The sequence below is a fragment of the Leptolyngbya sp. AS-A5 genome, assembly GCF_039962495.1.
Classification (GTDB): domain Bacteria; phylum Cyanobacteriota; class Cyanobacteriia; order Leptolyngbyales; family Leptolyngbyaceae; genus Leptolyngbya.
The window spans coordinates 71,060-91,837 of sequence record NZ_JAMPLL010000004.1 but is presented as its reverse complement, the minus strand read 5'-3'; the positions used below and the strand labels follow the sequence as shown (position 1 = coordinate 91,837).

Genomic DNA, 20,778 nt, shown 5'->3' with positions numbered 1-20,778 from the left:
CACACTATGCTGAAGCGTTATTACTTACTTGTTCCTTACCGAGACAACATGGGAGTACCGCAGTCAGGATTCGTTATTTTTCTAGTGTTTGGCATCTTTTGCACGATCGCGGGCATCGCAGCAGGGGCTTATATTCTGAAGCCAAAGGATCAACCGATTCGGTTTGATAAATGGGGATATGTGGTGATCATTCCGATCGTTGTTCCGATTGTCGCTGCATTGTTGTTTGAAGTGCTGTTTTACTATCGAGTGTTCTAATCGCTGTTGGTCACTTTGCCTCTGAGCGCTTTGATGTGTCCTCGCTTAGTTTTGCTGTCGAGCCGCTTCTTTTGAGCACTGCGGCTTGGAATTGTAGGCTTCCGTTTTTTTGGTACGACGATCGCGCTCTTGATCAGGTCTTTTAACCGATCCAAAGCTTCTTCGCGATTTTGCTCTTGTGTACGCTGTGATTGCGCTTTAATCACCACAATGCCATCTTTGGTGATCCGATTGTCATTTCGCTCCAGAAGGCGAGTTTTGATCCGTTCTGGCAGCGAAGAAGCCGCAATATCAAACCGGAGATGAATTGCAGTTGCCACTTTATTCACATTTTGTCCGCCTGCACCTTGAGAACGAATCGCACTCAGCTCAATCTCCGAGTCGGGGATGGAGATCGTTTTAGAAATTTGCAGCATTGTTCCAGGAAGATACGCACTTCCATAGACTAACTAAATCGAATAAGACCTGCAAGAAAGCGCGATCGCGTGGGTTACGATCGCGCTTCATTCATCTATACGAGTTGACCCAGGAAAGCGGCTTTTTCTTCCGCACTAAGCGATCGTACCGAAGACAGCAATTCAGTTGCTTTCGGCGACACTTGAGCATTGGTCGGGATGCTGCTGCTAAATTCTTGACCGAGTTGATACCAGAATGCGATCCGAGAGTTTGCATCTAACGCTTCGTAGCGTGCGAGCGGCGGTTGAGTGCTACCGGGAAGCAGTTCTAACAGAGCTTTGCTCGGATGTGGATCGAGTGCAACGCCATCGAAGTGATCAACCTTATTGGTCAGGAAATCACCAAGCGTTTGGAGTTGTTCATCGTGTCGCTGTGATTTGATTTCATCGATCAGCGTCGAAATTTCGTTGCTAGAAGAGGTACTCAAAGCTGAGGACGGGACTGATCCAGAGACTTCTTTGAATAGCGTTCCGAGTGCGACAAGTTGCTCCTCGATCGGCAGCTTTTGAAATTCTGAGACGGCTCGATCGGTATTGTTTGTATTAATCGAAGTCATAAAAGGAGTCTCCAAAGTGTTGTGAGGAATAAAGTTTCCAAAAAATTCGTTGTCTTACGAATCGTTTTAAGGTTATCTCCCTCACACAGAGCGATCCCCTATAAAAAGGTGGAGACTGAATTAAGTACGACTTGATTAAGTACAACTCGATGATTACTGGCTCATGCGCTTGTTACTAGGAGGATGCTTGAGCAGTCTTCGTCGCTGCCACATCCCGCCCTGAACTGAAAGTTCGGGCTAATCGGCGCAAGTCCATTGGAAATGGACTCAGAACTCTAGACTTGCGCTCAGTCTACTTCTTAATCAAGCTCAATTCAAAATTCATGCTAGCCCCTTTAGCACACTCGTTAAACGCTCAACCATTTCATCAATGTGATGTTTTTCCAAAATTAACGGTGGCGATAACGCAATAATATCTCCGGTCGTTCTAATCAGTAATCCTTGTTCAAAACAATCAACCATTGCATTGTAAGCCCGGACTCCTGGCTGTCCCGGAATCGATGCAAGCTCAATGCCTGCCACTAAGCCCAAATTCCGCACATCAATCACGTGCGGCAATCTTTTCAGCGAGTGCATCGCCTCTTCCCAATAAGGCGATAAATCACGGGCACGATCGAACAAGCCTTCCTCTTCGTAAATATCCAGCGTTGCCATTGCTGCGGCACAAGCTAAGGGATGCCCTGAATAGGTGTATCCGTGGAAAAGCTCGATCGCGTTTTCCTGTCCGTGCATAAACGCATCATAGATATACGATCGTGCAAATACCGCACCCATTGGAACTGCCGCATTGGTAATTCCTTTCGCGACACACATGAGATCTGGCATTACCCCAAAATATTCGGTTGCAAATCCCCGACCTAAGCGACCAAAGCCCGTGATCACTTCGTCAAAAATCAACAAAATGCCGTACTTATCGCAGATTGATCGCAGTTTCTCCAAATATCCCACAGGTGGAATTAACACACCCGTTGATCCCGCCACAGGCTCAACAATCACAGCCGCGATCGTCGAAGGATCATGCAAAGTGACGATGCGTTCTAGCTCATCGGCTAAATGCGCCCCCCAGGTGGGTTGTCCTCGACTAAAAGCGTTCTGCTCTAGATTGTGTGTATGCGGTAAATGATCCACTCCCGGCAACAAACTCCCGAAGAACTTGCGATTCGGTGCGATTCCTCCCACTGAAACGCCGCCAAATCCAACGCCGTGATACCCGCGCTCTCGTCCGATCAATCGGGTTCGGCTCGCCTCACCCCGCACCCGATGATACGCCAGTGCAATTTTTAACGCCGTATCGACTGCCTCTGATCCAGAATTCGCAAAGAAGATGTGATCTAAATCCCCTGGCAGTATCTTTGCTAAGCGATCGGCTAACGCAAACGGAGCTGGATGTCCCATTTGAAACGTTGGCGAAAAATCTAATGTCGCGGCTTGCTGATAAATCGCTTGCACAATGCGATCGCGGCAATGTCCCGCATTCACACACCATAAACCTGCGGTCCCATCCAACACCGAACGACCGTCTACCGTCGTGTAGTGCATATCTTTGGCAGATGCCATCAGACGGGGCTTGGCTTTGAACTGTCGATTTGCAGTAAAAGGCATCCAGAACGCATCTAAGCTTTCTGGTAAGGAAATATTTAAGACCATTGCAAAGTTAGAATTGTAAATGAGGGTAACAAAACTCTCGCGAACAGCAATCACTTATCGCAGTGACCGATGCGATCGACACTCAAATCAAGACTAGCGCGAATGTCGATCGGTAAAGCGAGTGTACATCACTAGCTGTCGGACTTTTTCCGGCCGGTTCCAGTCTTAGTCGTTTTAGCGGTGCTTGCCTTGGACTTGGCAGCCGTTTTGGTCGATGCTTTTTCGGTCGTTTTATCGGCTTTAGCGGTCGATCGGGTGCGCTTGGGTTTTTCGTCTGATTCTTGTTCTGAAGACGCATTCTCTAGGGCATCTGAACCGTCTTGCAACGCTTCAGCACTCATGCTGATCGTGCGACGACGGCGACGAGTTTTTGCACTGCCTTCTTCTTTGCGGGCAGACGATAGATAGTATTTCAGCGTCGAGGGGCTAATTTCTACACCCTTCGAGGAGAGCATCTGCGAAACTTCGCTGTAGTTGTAGCCACGATCGAGCGCGATCGTAATTTGATCTTTGAGTAGGTGAATTGCTTCTCTCAGCGACCAGATTTCCTTCGGCTTTTCCGGTAATTCTTGGAGTGCGGTGGATGCGCTGCTGATCGAATCTTTTGAGACTAGCGTTGATGTGGGTGATCTTCTTTTCGTTACAACCATTGTGTTTCTCCTACTAAATAGACAGGCAGTTTGCTTTGTTTATGTATTCCCATTCTTGGAATCTGAAACAAAATCTTTCAGCCAGTTGAGCAATCCAGACAATGATCGCTCTATTGCTCATCTCGATCGACGATAGTGATGGTGATGCTGTTATCACTATCGTCGTTAATTATAGAGACATTTTTGAATTTGGTAGCAAATCTTAAAAAATTCGGATCAAACTTCAAACATATTAAGCGTCAAGTCATCGGTGATGGATCTTTTATATAGGCGGACATATTACTGATTCTGATTACGCCAACCGTTCGATGATTGCAGAGAACAACGGTGCAAGCAGCAATCCTGGCAAAAATGCAGCAACGCTTAATCGCGCAATTTCCAATAAGTTCAAACCCAGCCCAATCACCATTAATCCACCCACTCCCGAAGTTAACAACACGGCTGGAGCCGTGGTTGGATCGCTAAGCGATTGAGCGAGTAATCCGGCTGCGATCGACAATCCGCCCTGATAAACGACGATCGGCAAAATCGAAAACACTACGCCGATCCCATAACTGCTACTAAGCGCGATCGCAGCGAGTCCATCCATCGCAGCTTTAATCGACAACAGCGTATTGTTTCCCGCTAACCCGTTGTTTAAACTGCCAACGATCGTCATTGGCCCAACGCAAAACAGCAAACTTGCCGCTACCCATCCCTCGGTAAAACTGCCGCCCCCTTTCACCCTGCGTTTAATCTGATCGCCGATCGTATGCAGCCTTGCTTCAAGTTGCCACCACTCGCCCAGCAAGCCACCTAGAACGATCGCAAACAGCCCAATAATCACGCCATCGATCGCGCCGAGTTTGACTTTTAGCAAGCTCGATGCCATTGTGACACCCAAAAACAGCGTTAATAGCCCCAACCCTTGAGTAATAATGCGCTGCATTCGAGCAGGCAAGCTCCCTTGCAGCATCAGTCCTATTGCACTACCGACTAAAACCGTTGCGACATTGATCCAAGTGCCGCTGGTCTTGTCCCATAGGCTCAGCGATGCAAGATGGATTTCCCAAATTGAAGTGATCAGCATTAGCGGTAGCGTTTCCTCTGATGTAAATTGTGCGTGCAATCTCTGTATCGATCGTGCGATGTACTCATTTCGATCGCATCATATCAAACTGCGCTAATTCCTAGGGTGGAATGGTTTCAGATTAAGTTTTACCCAAACGGGGGAGTCATCTTTATCCTGATTCTCGTTATTCTGTCTGCAATTGGATTAGCAATTCATTGAAGCCTAGAGAGTGAATGCAAGCGTAGACAAAAGGAATTGGGAATTATGACCGCTGTAATGACGATGCCAAAGTTTAGTCCTGACCAATTTGTACGCTTCATTGGTGGGCAGGGAAAAGTGCGAGAGTTTCGTGCAGATTCTGGAAACTGGTCGTATTTGGTAGAAATGGAAATGGGCGAAGAACCGGAGATGGGCAGAATTGGCTTTGAGACGATGATTCTGCTGCCGGAAACAGATTTGAATGCGCTAGAGGGAGCGTGGAGCTAGAAGCGCGAAAAGTTTACTGTGTGGTCTGGTGCAGCCTTAGCGATAGGGCTGCTTTTTTACGGGTTCAATCAAGAAGTCTTTGATTTGCTGGATGTACCACTCTGGACTCTCAAAATGAATATTGTGTCCAGTGTTGGACGTGATCGCTAATTCTGCCGTTTCACAGAGCGATGCCATTTCTTGATTCAGAGCGACAAACTTACGATCGCGCTCTCCTGCTATCAACAATAACGGCTGCCGATGCGATTGTAATTTCCCCCATAAGTTCGGCTGCATTCCCGTTCCCATTTCAAGAAGTGATCGCGCAAGTTCAACCGGATTGTTACGCGATCGTTCTTTCAGCATCTGCTCAAATTGTGGATGCACTTTGATCGATTGAAATAACGGCTGATTGTACCAATCGATCAAAAACTGATCAAAATCCGTCCGAATCCGATCGGCTAACTCACAATCGCGCTTGATGCGCTCCGCTCTTTCTCGTTCTGTTTTCAATCCCGGAGACCCTGACTCGATGATTGCTTTCTCAAATCGCTCTGGATAATTTAACGCCAAGTACAGCGCCAATCGTCCTCCCATTGAATAGCCGACCAAATTCGCCCGATCGATTGCTAACTCATCTAGTAAGTTGACGATCGCAGTTGCTGTATTTTCCATCGTGTACTGATCTGAAAATCGAGTTTCACCATGACCCGGAAGATCGATCGTGAGACTTCGATCGCCTAATTGCGCCGTGATCGCATCAAACTCCATACCACTGCCCAGAAATCCATGCAGAAAGACCACGATCGACGAATCGCTCTGCCTAGTTGGGTTAGGAGCCAATCGGAACGACAATTTAGTTTCCATGCACAGAGCTTAACTGCAAGGGGGAACACTATCAATGTCTCGCTTTTTGGAAGTGGGAATCAAGGTCGTAGGACTTTCCCCAGATAATCGCCTCCATGAACTCAGAAGAAGTCTTTCAACTTATCGATCGCGTCTTGCCGTTTGAAGCGTGTCTGTTTCACCAGATTCTGCCGCTCTCCATCCAACATGGCAAACTGTACTTAGGTATGGTGATGCTCAATGATGTTGCCGCGATCAATTATGCTCGACGGATGGTGGGCTACCAAAACTACTCACTCATCCCTCAAAGCCTCTCTTCAGAAACACATCACTCCGTTCTGACCGCCTACCTAAACTACAGCCAAAACCCTCCAGCCCCATCCAGACCACAGCCCACAGCATCCCTAGAAGCAGGCTTCCACGATAAAGACACACTGGTACTTGAAGTTTCTGACGAACAAACCGCATTAGAAACGGATGCACCCGAAGCTCAAGCAACCGTTCAGAATCCCTACACTATCCTTCCCGACTTACCCGTCAGCACCCGATACGCTGAAGAACCGATCGCGCTGCTTGCCCAACTCCCTCCATCACGCTTGCTCAAGGAACTTCTAGGACGAGTCTTAGGCAACGGGATTGGGCGATTGTTCTTTGAACGCCGGGAAAGATACGGTCGAATTCTATGGAGCCAAAATGGAACTATTCAGTCTGTGATCGAAACTGTCGCGCTCAACAAGTTCCAAGCCCTGATCGACGAACTCAAACATCTCACTCGTCTTCCGCTGTCTCCGGTCACTGAAGTTCAGCAGGTCGAAATCGAGCGATCGTATCAGCGCGATCGGGCACTACTGCGCCTGCGAATTACACCGACGGAAGCTGGAGAGCAAGCAACGCTACAAGTCCTCCGGGGTGCAGCTCTAAAGTTTTATCAGCGCCAACAGCTCACAAGCTTAAGCCGCGATGCACTGACGATCGCGACTCGGCTCCAGCAAAAGATCAACGAACTTCATCACACAGCAACACCCCTCACCGAGCAGCATAATGTCGTTCCTGAGATTGACCAAGTGATGCAGATCGTGGAGCAGCAGTTAACCGAACTCAAGCAAATTCGAGATTCTTATACTGAGAAGAATTAGCAGTTTCGCGGGTTTCAAGACTGCCGCAATCTCGTCAGACTGGGGCATCTTTTGGCTCAATCACAAGATCGGGTAAACCGTCGATTTTTTCAGTCGGAATTTCTGCCTCCGGATCGTTCATAAAAACGGTGAGTCCCGCCGGAACACATTCCACCTCGATCGGGGTTGTGCCGATCATTTCACCATCCAGCACTACTTTTTGCGGTGGATTGGTCGTGATTCTAAAGCGCTTCGATCGTAAATAGCCAATATCATCGCGCTCTGCTGGATTGCCGCTGAGGGCAGATTGCAGCAGATGATAAGTCGCAGCGATCGCGCTGGTGCGATTCGCAGGGGCAACGATCGTCAAATCCAGCATTCCATCATCGACAATTAACCCTGCTGGGCCTTGAGCCAGTACCGAAGTGGCAGGAGCGGCATTCGCTACGGTGAGCGCCGAAGCGGTAAACGAGATAATCTTATCGTCGGTTTCGACTTCGGCCTCAAAGTGATCAAGATCCCGCAGCTTGCGGATACCTGCAAGAACATATGCCAGAATTCCCAGCCGATTCTTGGCTTCGCGGCTGGCAAGCTGAATTGTTTCTGCTTCAAATCCAATTCCGGCAAGCAGAATCATCGGGTGCTTGTTGCAGAATGCTACGTCAATTACCTTCGTGTGCTGATTCAGAATCGTTTCGCAGGCAGCTTCGATCGTCGTGGGGATCGAGAGCGCATTTGCAAACGCATTTGCAGTCCCGCGTGCGATCACACCTAAAGGAATCTGCGTGCGGATCACAGCATTCGCCGCAGCAGAAACCGTACCATCTCCGCCTGACACAAACAGCGCGTCTACACCTTCCTTAACGGATTCTGCAGCAAGTTCATCCGCATCGCGATCGGGGGAAGTGAATTTCGTTTCTAAGTCGAACTTTTCGCCTAATAACCGCTGAATTAGCTCTAATTCCTGTCCTGCGTTTCCCTGACCCGCCACCGGATTAAAAATTAAATGTGCTTTCTGCATAGCGATTCAAGAATAATATATCTCCTGAATATCACGCACTGAGAGCAATCGGGGTCTGACTTGTGGGAGATTCTTCGCTCTAGATGAGGGCAGAAGTGCAAAAATGAGAATGCTCTTGATTCTCTAACAAATCTTATGTCTGCGGCAACTATGTATGATGAGGAGCATTTTGTTGTGCTCGAAACGAACCAGTCTGAAGCGATCCTAACCGCGACTGAATTGAGCGAAAAGCTACGATCGATTCTCGCAACTCAGCAAGACGAATTGCCCACAGATATCAAACAAGCGGGTGGGATCGACGAGCAGATCCGCTATCTGATCGATACCACCTGTGAGCTAGGAATGGCTCCCGGTGAGTATTTGCAGTGGTATGCAATTCGGCTCGAAAAGTAATTAACCTGCCATCTGAACTTCTTCGATGCTTTCGCTGGGCAGTTCTAGGCAGTAACCCGCACCATACACCGTTTTGATGTATTTCGGATGCCGGGGATCAGGTTCAAGCTTGGTTCTCAAATGGCGCACATGCACCCGAATGGTTTCGATATCATCATCGGGATCATATCCCCAAACTTCCTTGAGAATTTCGCTCGGAGAAACAGTCTGACCGTGGCGCTGAAGCAAGCAGTGCAGCAGCTCAAACTCTAGATGCGTCAGCTTTACGGTTTTGCCAAACCAGATCGCCTCAAAGCGTTCGGGCACTAGGATCAAAGGGCCATAGCTGAGAATTTCAGAGTGTTTTGCGGCTTGAGGAATGCGATCGGTACGACGCAACAACGCCCGGACTCGCGCCAGCATTTCATCGACTTCAAACGGCTTCTTCAGATAGTCGTCTGCGCCTGCATTGAAGCCTTCCACAATGTTTTGAGTTTGGCTGAGCGCGGTCAGCATCAAGACGGGAATATCGGCGGTGCGCTCATCGCGGCGAATGCGCTGACAGATCGTAAAGCCATCGACTTGCGGCAGCATCAGATCCAACAAAATCAGATCGGGTTGGAGCTGGAGCGCGAGGGCTTGTCCGCGATTGCCATCTGAGGCTTGACTGACATCGTAGCCTGCCATCTCTAGGTTGACTGCGACGAGTTCCGCGATCGTTGGGTCGTCATCAATAATTAAGATTCTGGGCATAATTAATCTCTTCTTACTAAAGGGGGGTGACTGATCAGGAGTAGAGGCTCAAACTTTTATAAAGATTCCTGTTCAGATTATACGTAAGGATCATATTTTCTTCGCTATATGAAGCAAATTTGGGTCAGGAACCTATAAATCGATCGACGCAAACCCCCTGAGTTCTTTGTAATTAAAACGTAGAAGTAGAAGATTACAATTTATGACGGAATATCTTCTAAAGGAGCCATCTCTATGCCGCTCAATGTGGGCGATACTGCCCCCGATTTCACCGTAAAAGACACGAACGGCAACACCGTTAAGCTCTCAGACTATGCAGGTCGAGCGGTCGTATTGTATTTCTATCCCAAGGACGACACGCCCGGTTGCACCAAAGAAGCGTGCAGTTTTCGTGACAATTACACCCAGTACACCAGTCAAGGAATTCCTGTGTTTGGCGTAAGTATGGACGATGAAGCCTCACACCAGCGCTTCACCGAAAAATACAGTCTGCCGTTTCCACTCCTTGCAGATACCAATGGAGCCATCACCCAAGCCTATGATGTCGATGGCGGCGGCTATTCCAAGCGCGTGACTTATGTGGTGGGTGCAGATGGCAAGATCGTTCAAGTGCATACGACGATTCAGACGGATACTCACGCAACGGATATCTTGCAGCAATTAGCCCTGTAGCCCATTATCTTCGATCGAAGCTTAATCTCCTGATCTCCTGCGATCGGGAGATTCTTTTTCGCAAATCGTGCAGCAGAAGTATAGTTGTCAGAACAGGGGCGCATCCGATCGCGCCATGTTTCGTCTTTGGTTTTTGCACACCGTTTTTCAGCGAAAAGAGTATGACAGACACGACGATCGCAGCCAATTCGCTAACTTCAGGAGGCGGGAGTGCGCCTCCAACCTATGCTGGGCCTTTAGAAGTATTGGTGAATAAGCCAGTGGTTCTCAAGGGCAGCTATAATGCTGCTCGTATCAGGCGGATCACATTGATGGCTGAAGATAAAGTGAACCTAGATGTGAAGCTCAACAATGGAACCTGGCAGGTCTCGATGCCGCGAGGATTCTCCACACCCGGAGCGCGTTGGCTGCGGCTCAGAGGATTTGATGCCAGCAATAAGCTCATCGAAAATCGCGTCTTTTACATTACTGTGAGCCGTAATCCGCTAACGGTGGGACAGTCTCTTTCTGTGAAACTGCTGCGAGACACCTTTTTCAAGGTTTCAACCGAGGATTCTGCGCGGCTCAACACTCAGCAAAAGGTATTAGTCAAAGCCGGACAAACATTTCCCGTACTGCGATACGGCTTTATTGATGGGCATTTGAAATTAGAGCTAGGGAGCACAATCGCGCCGATCGGAAATTTTGGTTATTTCTACGAAGACCATGTGCAACTGACGAAAGGAGCACAGATTCTCAGGTTTTCGCTTGATGATGTTCCCGATATTCCTTTAGCAGCACATCTTCTGATCACCCAAACCACCTTTTTCAAAACTTCTCCTGCCGATTCTTCGCTGCTGGCAGCTAATCAAAGAACAAACGTGCTGAAAGGTCAAGTCTTTCAAATTACAGGATATGCCTGCACTCGCGGACATTTTCGAGTGACGCTGAAAGATCCGATCCCCGGTTTTGGCGATCGTGGCTTTATCTTCTGGCAGTATGCCCAGATTGAGCGCAACGGGCGGGAAGTGCCCTATGATTCGAGTGCTTTAACGGTGACAGCGCTACGCGACACCGTGATCAAAAAGCGTCCGGTGGAGTCGTCGGAGCTTCAACCGGATGAACGATCGACCTTTAATGCGAATGAGTTTTACGGGGTCGCAAGCTACATGATTGAAGGCGGACATATCAAAGTGTCACTGAATGAAGAATTGCCGAACTTTGGGAATACGGGCTATATATTCCCGGACTTTGTGCGGATGAGTCGGGGCAATCGCGCCTTTAATCCGATTCCCGGTTCTGTTGAATTGAATGTGCCGTACTTCTCACAGCGAGACAATCCCCGGTTTTACTGGTCTACTTGTAATGTGACGGCGATCGCGATGTGTATGTCCTATCTTGGAACTCGCGCCCGTGAAGGCGGTCAACTTGAAGATGAATTGTTGCAGTGGTGCTTCAACGAAGATGGAGAAGGATCTCAAATCAATCACAACACCTTATCGAAGCTGATCGATGCTTATGGATTTGATGGCACGTTTAGTACCGAGTGGACATTTCGGGACGTGCGAGAAGAACTGATCAATGGTCGCCCGGTGGTGTTGTGTGGCATGTTTACGTCTTATGGTCATATTGTGACGGTGATTGGCTATACGCCGGATGGCTATATTGTGAATGATCCTTGGGGGGATGCTTTAACTGGATATGCAGATACCGAGGGACGTAAGCTGCTTTATCCTTATAACTATACGAATCGCGTTTGCGGCCCCGATGGGAAGGTGTGGGCGCATTTTATCCGGCGTAGATCCTAAGTGATGCGGTCAATAGTGATGCGGTCAATGCTGCTGAGGCGTTTCGCCGAAATGTCTTGGCAGCATTGGAAAAACGATCGAATTCTTCTAGGATCAAATTGATCCCAAATTATTAGACGATCGCTCAAAATAGAATCATGCTTTCAGTATTCCTGATTCTTACGATCGCGCTTGTTCCCTCGGTTCTGACGTTGCTGCTCCAGCATCGGCTAGAGTCTCAAGCTCAGCAGCGCCTTCGAGCAGCGATGGCAGCCGCAGAGCAGCGGCAACTCCAAAACTTGCTTCGCCTCCCCCCGGATCATCACCGCGTCGAAGGGATTGGAACCCTCGTCGGCGATTTTACCTGCATTTATAATGCGCGATCGCCCTATCTTCGATGCGCGGTCAATCCCTCCGGCCCTTGTGAAAATTGTCGATTGTATGCCTCAAAATACTAGCCCCCTGCCGACTCCCCACAGTGGTTATCACTGGAATCGAATTCCTCGCCGCTTTTTTGAGGGGTGGTATTACCGCGTCACCTTACCGGAAATCGGTCAAACGTTTGCGTTTATGTATTCGATCGAAGATCCTCAAGGCGGGCAACCTACAAGCGGCGGTGTGGCTCAAATTTTAGGCATTGATGATGAGTATCTGTGCCGGACTTTTCCTGACCCGAATCGATTTTGGGCAGCACCTGATCGACTGGCTTTAGGACATTGGCGGCAATCGGGCAAACCTCAGCTTTTAGATCCGCAAGCGTTTGATCGCACCATTTCTGAAGGATATCAAGCCACAGAAACCTGGCATCAAGGACGACTGAAAGAGCCAAACGGGAATTTTGCAGAATGGCAATATGCGATCGCGCCTGTGTATGGGTGGGGCGATCGACAATCCACCGCAGGCTTGCTCTCATCGCTCCAGATTTTTGAACCTGGATGGCAAATTCTCATGGCTCATGGACACGCCACAGGTTACATCAACTGGAATGACAAGAAATATGAATTTGTCAATGCTCCCGCCTATAGTGAAAAGAACTGGGGCGGAGCATTTCCGAGTAAATGGTTTTGGCTCAACTGCAACGCGTTCGACAATGAACCAGATTTAGCGCTTACTGCAGGCGGGGGACGGCGCGGAGTGCTTTGGTGGACAGAATCGGTTGCGATGGTTGGAATTCACTATCGGGGTCAGTTCTACGAATTTGTGCCCTGGAATGCCGAAGTGAATTGGGTGATTCGTCCTTGGGGCTATTGGCGCATGGATGCTCGAAACCGACAGTATCGAGTCACCGTGACTGGAACCACAGATTTACCTGGAACACCGTTACGAGCACCGACGATCGACGGAATGCAGTTTGTTTGCCGTGACACGATGCGAGGGAATGTGACGGTGGAACTGTGGGATCAGGCAGAACGTCTGATTGTAAGAGCTACGAGCGATTTATGTGGACTAGAAACGGGTGGCGCTCCCTGGGATGAAACCTGGGCTTCTGGATGTGGACTCAATTTTTAAGGAGGACAATCATGCAAAACTTGCTCGTGTTTGCCGTAGTTGTATTGATGGTTTTAGGGTTGATTTCGCTGGGGGAACTGATTGGGCGATCGCTCAAATCTTGCGATTCCGAACCTGTAGACTATACGCCTGTGAGTGAAGCGATCGGGAACGGACTGATCGGCGCAGAACCCGGTGATGTCTCTCATTTCTTTGGTGCGATCGCGGCTTTCTTTTCGCGCTTTCTCGAACATTTCTTACATCACTAATCCCGTTTTAGATGAGATTGCTATAATGCCACTCATCCGGGGCTGTAGCTCAGTTGGATAGAGCGATCGCCTCCTAAGCGATAGGTCGAGGGTTCGAGTCCCGCCAGTCCCGTAACACTCAAAACCTATATACAGCAAAGCTAAAGCCCGATATGAGCAATCTTAGGCAATCCTTGAAATGCTCTAAAATGGTCGCTATTTTCCAGAGATTTAAGCCCAGAATTAAGAACCGTTGATTTCCACTTCTGTTTCAGCCCATTTTTTGAAATACTTCTAATAACCCAAGTTGCGAGTTCAACGAAGGAGGGCTACTGGCAGAGAAATGGTCATGAAAACTAGCCCGTCCTGGCAGCAATGAGAACGATGCAGGTCGTCGCTGATACTTCTGGTTATGGCATGAAAGCAGCTTCGAGCGTTTGGACGAAGATGAATGCAGTGAATTTGGGCAGAAAGCCATCCATTGTCACAGCATGAATGGACTTCGGGAAGCGCAGCGTAATCTGACTAAAGACCGTTTCGATGGCATGACGGGTCGTTTGCTGGATGTATGCCAAGGCAGGGAAATCGGGACGAGTGGAATTGCGTTTGCGGGCGACCTGCAAGCAAATTTCTTCGGTGTTCTTGAGGTCATCTTCAGCTTGATAGTCGGTGTAGGCGGCATCGACATAGACTTCGCTTTCAGCTTCTCTAGACTCTACCTCTCAATCGCTCCCATTCTCAAAAAGCTTCTCAAACAACGCTGGATGCAAGATTTCACCTTGCCTATCGATGATCACGGGCAACCTCCACCCTGCTAAACGGACTGACTTCCAAGGGGCATTGACAGAAATAGAAGCGGGGTCGAAAGCAGTCAAATCAAGCTGCCCTGCACGCTCTTCACTCTCAAGCACGTTCGAGAGTTCAATCTCATGGCGTTTGGTGCCAAAAAATTCCACCGTGTTCAGGTAAAGGTTCTGTTCGGCATCATCAAAGTCAATGCTAACCACATAGAACTTGCCATACAGCCACATACCACCCGCGAAGACAGCACCGAGACTCCCAACAAAAGCACCGAGCGCGATTCGTTCTGGCAGCGGTTTTAACCTGCCACCATCTCCTGGAGCCTCACCATAATGCTGCACTAAATTGGCACCTGCGTAAGTAGTTCCAATTAAAGTAGCGAGTGACAGCAGCATGATGAAACGGACTTTCAGCAATTGGTTACCAGCGCGAAAGACGGGAATTCTAGCCATGTGATCGAGGATGAATGCTCAAGAGTCTATGTAGTGATATCGTCTCATGCCGGACTGTCCAACCGAATCAAGGCTCATCGTTTGTAACGGTTCAGGAGCCTATCGCGATAACGGAAGTGATCGTTGCTTGATGTAACGATTGCCTGCTACTTGATCCGCTTTGCAGGAAAACCTCTTTCTGTTTGGGCGCGATCGCGCTTCTGTAGGGGGTGCAACTGTTAGCAGAAGCGCGATCGTGCCTTCAGAGGTGGTAACACTTAGATTGCGAGGTGGTAACCCTGTTAAATCCTTGCGATTAGTAGATTTGAGGTATTGCGCTCAGCTAATTAGGATTACGCCTGTTACCACCTTAATTGTAGAGGTGGTAACGCTCAAAAGTATTGATTTTATTGGCGTTTTGACTTGTCGTTACCACCGTGATCGATCATGCAGGGTCTATCCACCATTCATCGCTTGCTGTTAGTTAACGTATCTGCAGGACATAGGGAAGAAAGGCACGTCGTACTTCCGATGCACCCTTGAGACTTGGCTCGATCGTGGCTGTGAACCAGGATAAGTCACCACTCAGAAAATGAGCGTGGAGATCGATTAGTTGCCCATAGCGGTGGGCAATGTCTGCAACCGCCCTGTTCATGCGCTCAAGATTTTTGCGAGCAACTTTTGCCTCAATGCCTAAGAAATTTCGATTGTCATCGCCCAGTGTAGGGTCATACACATTGCCCAGCAGAACTGGACGAATGGGTAAATGCTGCACGAAGCGGTCAAGCGCGTTGGCAAAGGTTGTCATGCCTACGCCCCGATCGCCGATTAATCCACCCAGAAGATCATTACCCCCGATCGTGATTAAAGCAATGGCAGGTTCTTGAACCTGCAATCCCTGGACTTGCAACTGTAGCCCTTCTACAGTTGCACCATCACGGGCACGATGGTCAAGGCGAGCCGGACCGCGTGATGCAAGATCCTGCCCCTGAAATTCGGGAAACAAACGATCATCATTCTGAACGAGCAGTTGCCCTGGGTGAACTCCAGACTCGTTGTATCGTCCACAATCGAGAATCGAATCGCCAAACGTGTACAGCGTTACCATGGTTTGTTCTTGTTTGCAGCCTAACAGGGCTAGGACACTTGTCCCTGCGATCGCTTGCATAAACCGTCGTCGTGGGAATTGAACTGGAGCCATTGCCCTTCCCTATTTGTTTGAGGCTAACACGAAGGAACAACAGGACATACTGATCAGAAGATGGATTTGCAAACTGTGACGGCAAACCCAAATTGAGTACACTCAAAGAAAGCGGTGGTAATGGCTAGGACAAATTTGGGTGAATTGTCTCATTGATTTGGTATTACATCATTATCGTAATTTGCTCTAGTGTTGTAGAAATCAATAATTTGCTGTTCGTAGCTCATTTTAATGTCATTTGTTCCATTCAGGGGCAGGATAGCAACGAAGACAACCCCCCTTTATGCTCTTCAGCCTGAGCCATTGATTGGTGCACCAATCCCTGTATTGTTGTGCAACCGAACCGACCTTTTGACGATCGTTTCGGTTTGCACTGCGTCCCCGTTCCACTACATCAACTCACGCACGTCTGTTACTTTTCCAGTAATTGCGGCTGCTGCAACCATTGCGGGACTCATTAACAAAGTGCGTCCTGATGCTGATCCTTGCCGTCCTTTGAAGTTCCGATTCGATGAGGACGCGCTGATTTGTCGCCCTTGCAGTTTGTCGGGGTTCATTGCCAAACACATCGAGCATCCGGGCTCACGCCACTCGAAACCAGCTTCAACGAAAATGCGATCGAGTCCTTCCTGCTCAGCTTGGGATTTCACTCGTTCCGATCCCGGCACCACAAACGCTTTCACGCCCTCAGCAACGCGCCGCCCTTGAGCCACTCGCGCTGCTTCGCGCAAATCAGAAATTCGTCCGTTGGTGCAGCTTCCGATAAAGCAGACATCGATTTTAGTTCCCTGAAGGGGTTCGCCCGGTTTGAGATCCATGTATTGATAGGCTTCAAGCGCGATCGCTCTTTCGTCGTCCGGCATTACCGCCGGAGTAGGAACCGTTTCGGTTACACCAATTCCCTGTCCTGGAGTAATCCCCCAAGTCACAGTTGGAGTAATATCAGCCGCATCAAAAACAACAACATCATCGTAAACAGCATCGGCATCACTGCGGAGACTGTTCCACCAGGACACAGCTTTGTCCCATTCTTCGCCTTTGGGTGCAAACTCACGCCCTTTGAGATAGTCGTAAGTCGTTGGATCGGGATTTACATACCCGCAGCGTGCGCCGCCTTCGATCGACATATTGCAAACGGTCATGCGCTCTTCCATGCTCATTTGCTCGAAGGTTGTACCTGCGAACTCGTAAGCGTAACCGACTCCACCTTTCACGCCAAGTTTGCGAATGATGTGCAGAATGACATCTTTGGCATATATGCCCGGATTGAGCTTGCCATTGACTTCGATTTTTCTGACCTTGAGCTTAGAGAGCGCTAGGGTTTGAGAGGCAAGCACATCGCGGACTTGACTCGTTCCGATACCGAATGCGATCGCGCCAAATGCTCCATGGGTCGAGGTGTGGCTATCTCCACAAGCGATCGTCATTCCGGGCTGAGTGAGTCCTTGTTCGGGTGCAATGACGTGAACAATGCCTTGACTGCCAGAGCCAACCGGATAAAAGCGAATATTGTTCGATTGAGTATTTTTCTCAAGTTCTTGCAGCATTTCTTCAGCAAGTGAATCGAGAAACGGACGGGCTTGATTGTCGGTCGGAATAATGTGGTCAACAGTTGCGACTGTGCGATCGGGAAAAAGCACTTTCAGTCCACGCTCTCGCAGCATCGAAAACGCCTGTGGACTGGTGACTTCATGAATGAGATGTAGCCCGATGAAAAGCTGAGTTTGTCCCGATGGCAGAATCCCGACGGTGTGCAAGTCCCAAACTTTATCGAACAATGTCCCGGTACTCATGGTAGTGATGTGGTGACGTATACAAGCAAAGATTCATCTTATCGCACAGTGGTAGAGACAGGAGTGATTCAGGTTGGGACAAAATGATCAAAATTTGATAGTACAAAAACTCACATCACTGTAAAATGCCAGTGAATGAGCGAGGAGAAGGCTATGCGATTAGGCAAAGTGGTGAAGTCGAATTCTCATTGTGATTACATTGTGCAGGTAGATGATGTAATGGATTTTGCCGAAGCTCCACTGCCTGATGATTATGGCTTTGGAACATTCGTCAAGCTCGAAGATGAGTCGCGAAATGGGGGTAGTTCGCGCCATTGGGCAGTAGGAATTGTCTACAATTCGCAGTTATTCAATCCACTGTTTCTCAATTCTGGAATTCGCTTGACCAGTGAGCCTGATCCATTGTTCACACCGGATCAAGTGCAAGAAGTTCGGACGTTGCTCTGGACGGTTTTGGTGGGAGAGCTAGATACTCATAACGGTAGACGATACGGAATTCAAGGCATTCCGCGTGTGGTCGTTCCGGTGAATACACCTGTACAGAGAATGACTTGGGAAGAGATCTATCACTTTCATCTGAATAAGATGGGCCGATCGCAGTTCTGTTACTACAGTCATTTACTGCACTGTGGCGGAACGTTCTCGGAACAGTTAACCCATCAAGTGCTAGAAGAACTAATCGAATCCAAGCTATTTCAGGGAGCCGAAGAAAGAGCATTAATTGTGCTGTGCAAAGAGCTTGCCTGGAAAACTACAATGGGCGCAATGAAATAGCTAAGACTTCACCTTTGGATACACAATGCGCTGATGGTTGGATTGTTGCCACACTTGAACAAACACTTGCGCGATCTCACTCATCTGCGATCGTGTGAGTCCCGATTCATCTAATTGACCATCTTTCCATCGTGCGGACAGAATCTTATTGATCATGTTCAAGGCTTCTTCGGGTGTGGCATCTTTGAGCGATCGCAAAGCTGCTTCACAAGAATCGGCTAACATTACAATCCCAGTTTCACGAGACTGCGGTGCAGGGCCGTCATAGCGAAAATCCGCCTCATTGACTTTGATCTCAGGATCAAGTTTCGCTTGTTGTTGGGCTTGATGGTAGAAATACGCGATCGTCATCGTACCTTGATGCTCAGGAATAAAAGCTTGTACTGCCTTGGGTAATCTGGCTCGACGTGCCATCACAATTCCTTCCGTGACGTGCTTTTTAATGATCGCTGCACTCCTCCACGGGTCATTGATCGCATCGTGCTTGTTCATACCACCCATTTGGTTCTCGATAAATCCTAGGGGGTCGTGCATCTTACCAATGTCGTGATAAAGCGTTCCGGCTCTAGTAAGTTCAACATTGCAGCCTAATTCTCGTGCGGCAGCTTCTGCTAGATTTGCCACAAACAAAGTATGTTGAAAGGTTCCGGGAGTCTCAGCAGCTAAGCGTTTGAGCAAGGATCGATTAGGATTTGCAAGTTCAACCAATCGTAAAGTAGTCACAACATCAAACAAGTGCTCTAGATAAGGACTAATCCCGATCGCGACAATGCTCCAAGCTAACCCTAACAATGCTTCAAGTGCAACCCGACCGATCAGACCATACAAACTCATTCCCGACACTGCACCTAACAATAGATAAAGTAATCCTTGAGTCAGTCCTACACCTAATCCCAGCAAAGCTAGCTCCTCACGCGATCGCACTCGCGCCGCCAAAGCTGCCACAATTAATCCTGCTGCTGCACTAGGAATCCATTGCATTGCCCCCAATCCCATGCCGATCGGTAACATCACCGTCAGCAATCCTACTCCGGTCACTGCCAACACCGAGCCGTAAAACGTGCCCATCAAAAACCCGATCGCCGGTAAATTTGTCGAAGGTGCATTAATCATCACCATCAACGGGGTACTAAGACACATCAATCCCACCAGCCAATAGTCTCGATATCGTAGTCCTTTGGGATGATAGCGCTGCTCTAATCTCCAAAAGATCGTGACTGTTCCGGTAACTAGTCCACCAAACACAATCAGACCAAACCAATTGGTTTCGCGCCGACTCAGATTAAAGTAGTCCAGCAAGATGAAATCACGGGCTGAAATGACTTGTCCACTGGTGACGATCGTTTCTCCCTGCCGGATTTCGATCATCACTGGTTTAACGTCTTGCGCCGCTTTTTCAGCTTGCACATGAGTTTGTTCATCATCGCGCGTTAAATTGGGCTTTAGCGAAGCCAGCAACAATTTCGTTGCGATCGCTCTGGTTTCTGGGGGCATTGTGTCTTCGACGTTACGCTCGATCGCGGTTTCAAGCTGGTCTGGAGACAGTCCAGGTGCAATCCCCTGCGCTAGCATCCGATCGACAATTTGCATGACTTCGCTTTGGGTCTTCTGCCACATCGGATCAGAAATCTCTAGCACCGTCGAATCATACGGCGGTTGAATCAGCCCGATCGTCGTCGCATAGCGTTGTCGCACCATCGTAATCTGACGAATCAGGCTAGATAAGCGCTCGGCTGAATTTTGATTGCGGTAGCGAATGAGTTCGATCGTCGCTTGGCGCTGAATGGCATCATTGAGCTGAGTGCTCAGGTGATTCGTGCGATCCTGAGTTGCAGCAATCACTATTTCCCATTCCCAATCTTTCGCTTTGCGTAAGTATTGCTGAGCGGATTCTGAAAGTATTTGCGATTCGATGTATGGAAATTGTCCAAGCTGCTGCCGTAATGTGACTCCTTTTGCGAGCTGGGCTTGTACGGCGTGTCGAGACTGATTTGAGGCGAGCGCATCCAGTCTTAACATTGGCATTAGGGTATCGCGAGCAGTTCTGCGCCGTTCCTCGGTCGCTTGTTGATTTTCAACGGCAGCATCGCTGGGAGCCTCGATCGTTTCAGGAGCGATTTTGCCCACGCTCAACCGGGGTTGATTATAAAACTGTCGTCCCAATGCGCCTGTAAATACGATCGAGGTGGCGATGATCAGGATGGGCGTTGGAATCGCGGGCTTGTGCGCGAGTTGTTTTCGCAGCCCACTAACGCGCTTGAGCGATCGCACGGAGGCAGAGTGATGGAGATGTTTTTCTCCTTCGCTACAAATTCGCTGAAATTGTTGCATCCAAGAGCGAAGGGAATTCATCACGCTGATCACCACCTGTTGTGACTTGTGTTGTTTTGCGATCGCACATGACCTCTCGACTC

23 protein-coding genes and 1 tRNA gene are annotated in these 20,778 nt (G+C 48.8%); 11 read left to right on the top strand and 13 right to left on the bottom strand.

Annotated features, from left to right (window positions below; genetic code table 11):
• Positions 1–6 precede the first annotated feature (6 nt).
• Positions 7–258, top strand: a complete 252-nt coding sequence (locus tag NC980_RS07285) for a hypothetical protein (protein ID WP_242027095.1) — start codon at positions 7–9, stop codon at positions 256–258.
• Here the strand turns inward: NC980_RS07285 and arfB are convergent.
• The 5 genes from arfB to NC980_RS07260 all read right to left on the bottom strand — a co-directional run bounded on the left by arfB (position 255) and on the right by NC980_RS07260 (position 4,636).
• Positions 255–674: an alternative ribosome rescue aminoacyl-tRNA hydrolase ArfB gene (gene arfB / locus NC980_RS07280; protein WP_190378257.1), complete on the bottom strand. Its 420-nt coding sequence runs from the start codon at positions 672–674 to the stop codon at positions 255–257. The two genes, NC980_RS07285 and arfB, sit on opposite strands and share 4 nt — an antisense overlap.
• A gap of 95 nt (positions 675–769) precedes the next feature.
• A complete protein-coding gene (locus NC980_RS07275; RefSeq protein WP_190378256.1) occupies positions 770–1,270 on the bottom strand; it encodes an orange carotenoid protein N-terminal domain-containing protein in 501 nt (166 codons plus the stop codon).
• A 321-nt stretch (positions 1,271–1,591) separates the two neighbouring features.
• On the bottom strand, positions 1,592–2,917 hold the full coding sequence (locus NC980_RS07270) for an aspartate aminotransferase family protein (RefSeq protein WP_190378255.1): 1,326 nt from the start codon (positions 2,915–2,917) through the stop codon (positions 1,592–1,594).
• 131 nt (positions 2,918–3,048) lie between these two features.
• Positions 3,049–3,567: a hypothetical protein gene (locus NC980_RS07265; protein WP_190378254.1), complete on the bottom strand. Its 519-nt coding sequence runs from the start codon at positions 3,565–3,567 to the stop codon at positions 3,049–3,051.
• A gap of 292 nt (positions 3,568–3,859) precedes the next feature.
• Positions 3,860–4,636, bottom strand: a complete 777-nt coding sequence (locus NC980_RS07260) for a DUF554 domain-containing protein (protein ID WP_190378253.1) — start codon at positions 4,634–4,636, stop codon at positions 3,860–3,862.
• A gap of 246 nt (positions 4,637–4,882) precedes the next feature.
• On the opposite strand from NC980_RS07260, the gene NC980_RS07255 reads away from it, so the two are divergent.
• Positions 4,883–5,104, top strand: coding sequence for a hypothetical protein (locus NC980_RS07255; protein WP_190378252.1), 222 nt, complete (start codon positions 4,883–4,885; stop codon positions 5,102–5,104).
• 36 nt (positions 5,105–5,140) lie between these two features.
• Here NC980_RS07255 and menH read toward each other — a convergent pair whose 3' ends face one another.
• Positions 5,141–5,950, bottom strand: a complete 810-nt coding sequence (gene menH / locus NC980_RS07250; RefSeq protein ID WP_190378251.1) for a 2-succinyl-6-hydroxy-2,4-cyclohexadiene-1-carboxylate synthase — start codon at positions 5,948–5,950, stop codon at positions 5,141–5,143.
• A 95-nt stretch (positions 5,951–6,045) separates the two neighbouring features.
• Here menH and NC980_RS07245 point away from each other — a divergent pair, with 95 nt between their 5' ends.
• Entirely contained in the window at positions 6,046–7,065 is a 1,020-nt protein-coding gene (locus NC980_RS07245; RefSeq protein WP_190378250.1) for a hypothetical protein, read from the top strand.
• A 34-nt stretch (positions 7,066–7,099) separates the two neighbouring features.
• Here the strand turns inward: NC980_RS07245 and NC980_RS07240 are convergent, their stop codons facing one another.
• On the bottom strand, positions 7,100–8,065 hold the full coding sequence (locus NC980_RS07240; protein WP_190378249.1) for a YegS/Rv2252/BmrU family lipid kinase: 966 nt from the start codon (positions 8,063–8,065) through the stop codon (positions 7,100–7,102).
• A 135-nt stretch (positions 8,066–8,200) separates the two neighbouring features.
• Between NC980_RS07240 and NC980_RS07235 the strand changes: the two genes are divergently transcribed.
• Positions 8,201–8,458 carry a chlororespiratory reduction protein 7 gene (locus tag NC980_RS07235; RefSeq protein WP_190378248.1) on the top strand — a complete coding sequence of 86 codons (258 nt, stop codon included), beginning with the start codon at positions 8,201–8,203 and terminating at the stop codon, positions 8,456–8,458.
• Here NC980_RS07235 and NC980_RS07230 read toward each other — a convergent pair whose 3' ends face one another.
• Positions 8,459–9,190 carry a response regulator transcription factor gene (locus NC980_RS07230; RefSeq protein ID WP_190378247.1) on the bottom strand — a complete coding sequence of 244 codons (732 nt, stop codon included), beginning with the start codon at positions 9,188–9,190 and terminating at the stop codon, positions 8,459–8,461.
• A 234-nt stretch (positions 9,191–9,424) separates the two neighbouring features.
• Here NC980_RS07230 and NC980_RS07225 point away from each other — a divergent pair, with 234 nt between their 5' ends.
• From NC980_RS07225 to NC980_RS07200, 6 genes are all read left to right on the top strand, one after another.
• Entirely contained in the window at positions 9,425–9,862 is a 438-nt protein-coding gene (locus tag NC980_RS07225) for a peroxiredoxin (protein WP_190378246.1), read from the top strand.
• A gap of 161 nt (positions 9,863–10,023) precedes the next feature.
• Positions 10,024–11,649, top strand: a complete 1,626-nt coding sequence (locus tag NC980_RS07220; RefSeq protein WP_190378245.1) for a C39 family peptidase — start codon at positions 10,024–10,026, stop codon at positions 11,647–11,649.
• Between the two features lie 137 nt (positions 11,650–11,786).
• Positions 11,787–12,086, top strand: a complete 300-nt coding sequence (locus NC980_RS07215) for a DUF6464 family protein (protein ID WP_190378244.1) — start codon at positions 11,787–11,789, stop codon at positions 12,084–12,086.
• Complete coding sequence (locus tag NC980_RS07210; protein ID WP_190378243.1) at positions 12,070–13,137, top strand: tocopherol cyclase family protein; 1,068 nt, start codon at positions 12,070–12,072, stop codon at positions 13,135–13,137. The genes NC980_RS07215 and NC980_RS07210 overlap by 17 nt, the downstream gene beginning before the upstream one ends.
• 11 nt (positions 13,138–13,148) lie before the next feature.
• Positions 13,149–13,385 carry a hypothetical protein gene (locus tag NC980_RS07205; protein ID WP_190378242.1) on the top strand — a complete coding sequence of 79 codons (237 nt, stop codon included), beginning with the start codon at positions 13,149–13,151 and terminating at the stop codon, positions 13,383–13,385.
• Between the two features lie 38 nt (positions 13,386–13,423).
• Positions 13,424–13,497: transfer RNA gene (locus NC980_RS07200), tRNA-Arg, on the top strand.
• 277 nt (positions 13,498–13,774) lie between these two features.
• Here the strand turns inward: NC980_RS07200 and NC980_RS07195 are convergent.
• The 4 genes from NC980_RS07195 to leuC form a co-directional block, all read right to left on the bottom strand.
• Positions 13,775–13,987 (bottom strand): hypothetical protein, encoded by a 213-nt coding sequence (locus tag NC980_RS07195; RefSeq protein WP_190378241.1) that lies wholly within the window; start codon positions 13,985–13,987, stop codon positions 13,775–13,777.
• Positions 13,988–14,086: 99 nt separating this feature from the next.
• Entirely contained in the window at positions 14,087–14,617 is a 531-nt protein-coding gene (locus NC980_RS07190; protein WP_190378240.1) for a hypothetical protein, read from the bottom strand.
• A 463-nt stretch (positions 14,618–15,080) separates the two neighbouring features.
• Positions 15,081–15,797, bottom strand: a complete 717-nt coding sequence (locus NC980_RS07185; RefSeq protein WP_190378239.1) for an SGNH/GDSL hydrolase family protein — start codon at positions 15,795–15,797, stop codon at positions 15,081–15,083.
• A 389-nt stretch (positions 15,798–16,186) separates the two neighbouring features.
• Positions 16,187–17,590: a 3-isopropylmalate dehydratase large subunit gene (gene leuC, locus NC980_RS07180; RefSeq protein ID WP_190378238.1), complete on the bottom strand. Its 1,404-nt coding sequence runs from the start codon at positions 17,588–17,590 to the stop codon at positions 16,187–16,189.
• A 153-nt stretch (positions 17,591–17,743) separates the two neighbouring features.
• On the opposite strand from leuC, the gene NC980_RS07175 reads away from it, so the two are divergent.
• Positions 17,744–18,364 carry a hypothetical protein gene (locus tag NC980_RS07175; RefSeq protein WP_190378237.1) on the top strand — a complete coding sequence of 207 codons (621 nt, stop codon included), beginning with the start codon at positions 17,744–17,746 and terminating at the stop codon, positions 18,362–18,364.
• Here NC980_RS07175 and NC980_RS07170 read toward each other — a convergent pair whose 3' ends face one another.
• On the bottom strand, positions 18,365–20,716 hold the full coding sequence (locus NC980_RS07170; protein ID WP_190378236.1) for an HDIG domain-containing metalloprotein: 2,352 nt from the start codon (positions 20,714–20,716) through the stop codon (positions 18,365–18,367).
• Positions 20,717–20,778: the final 62 nt, after the last annotated feature.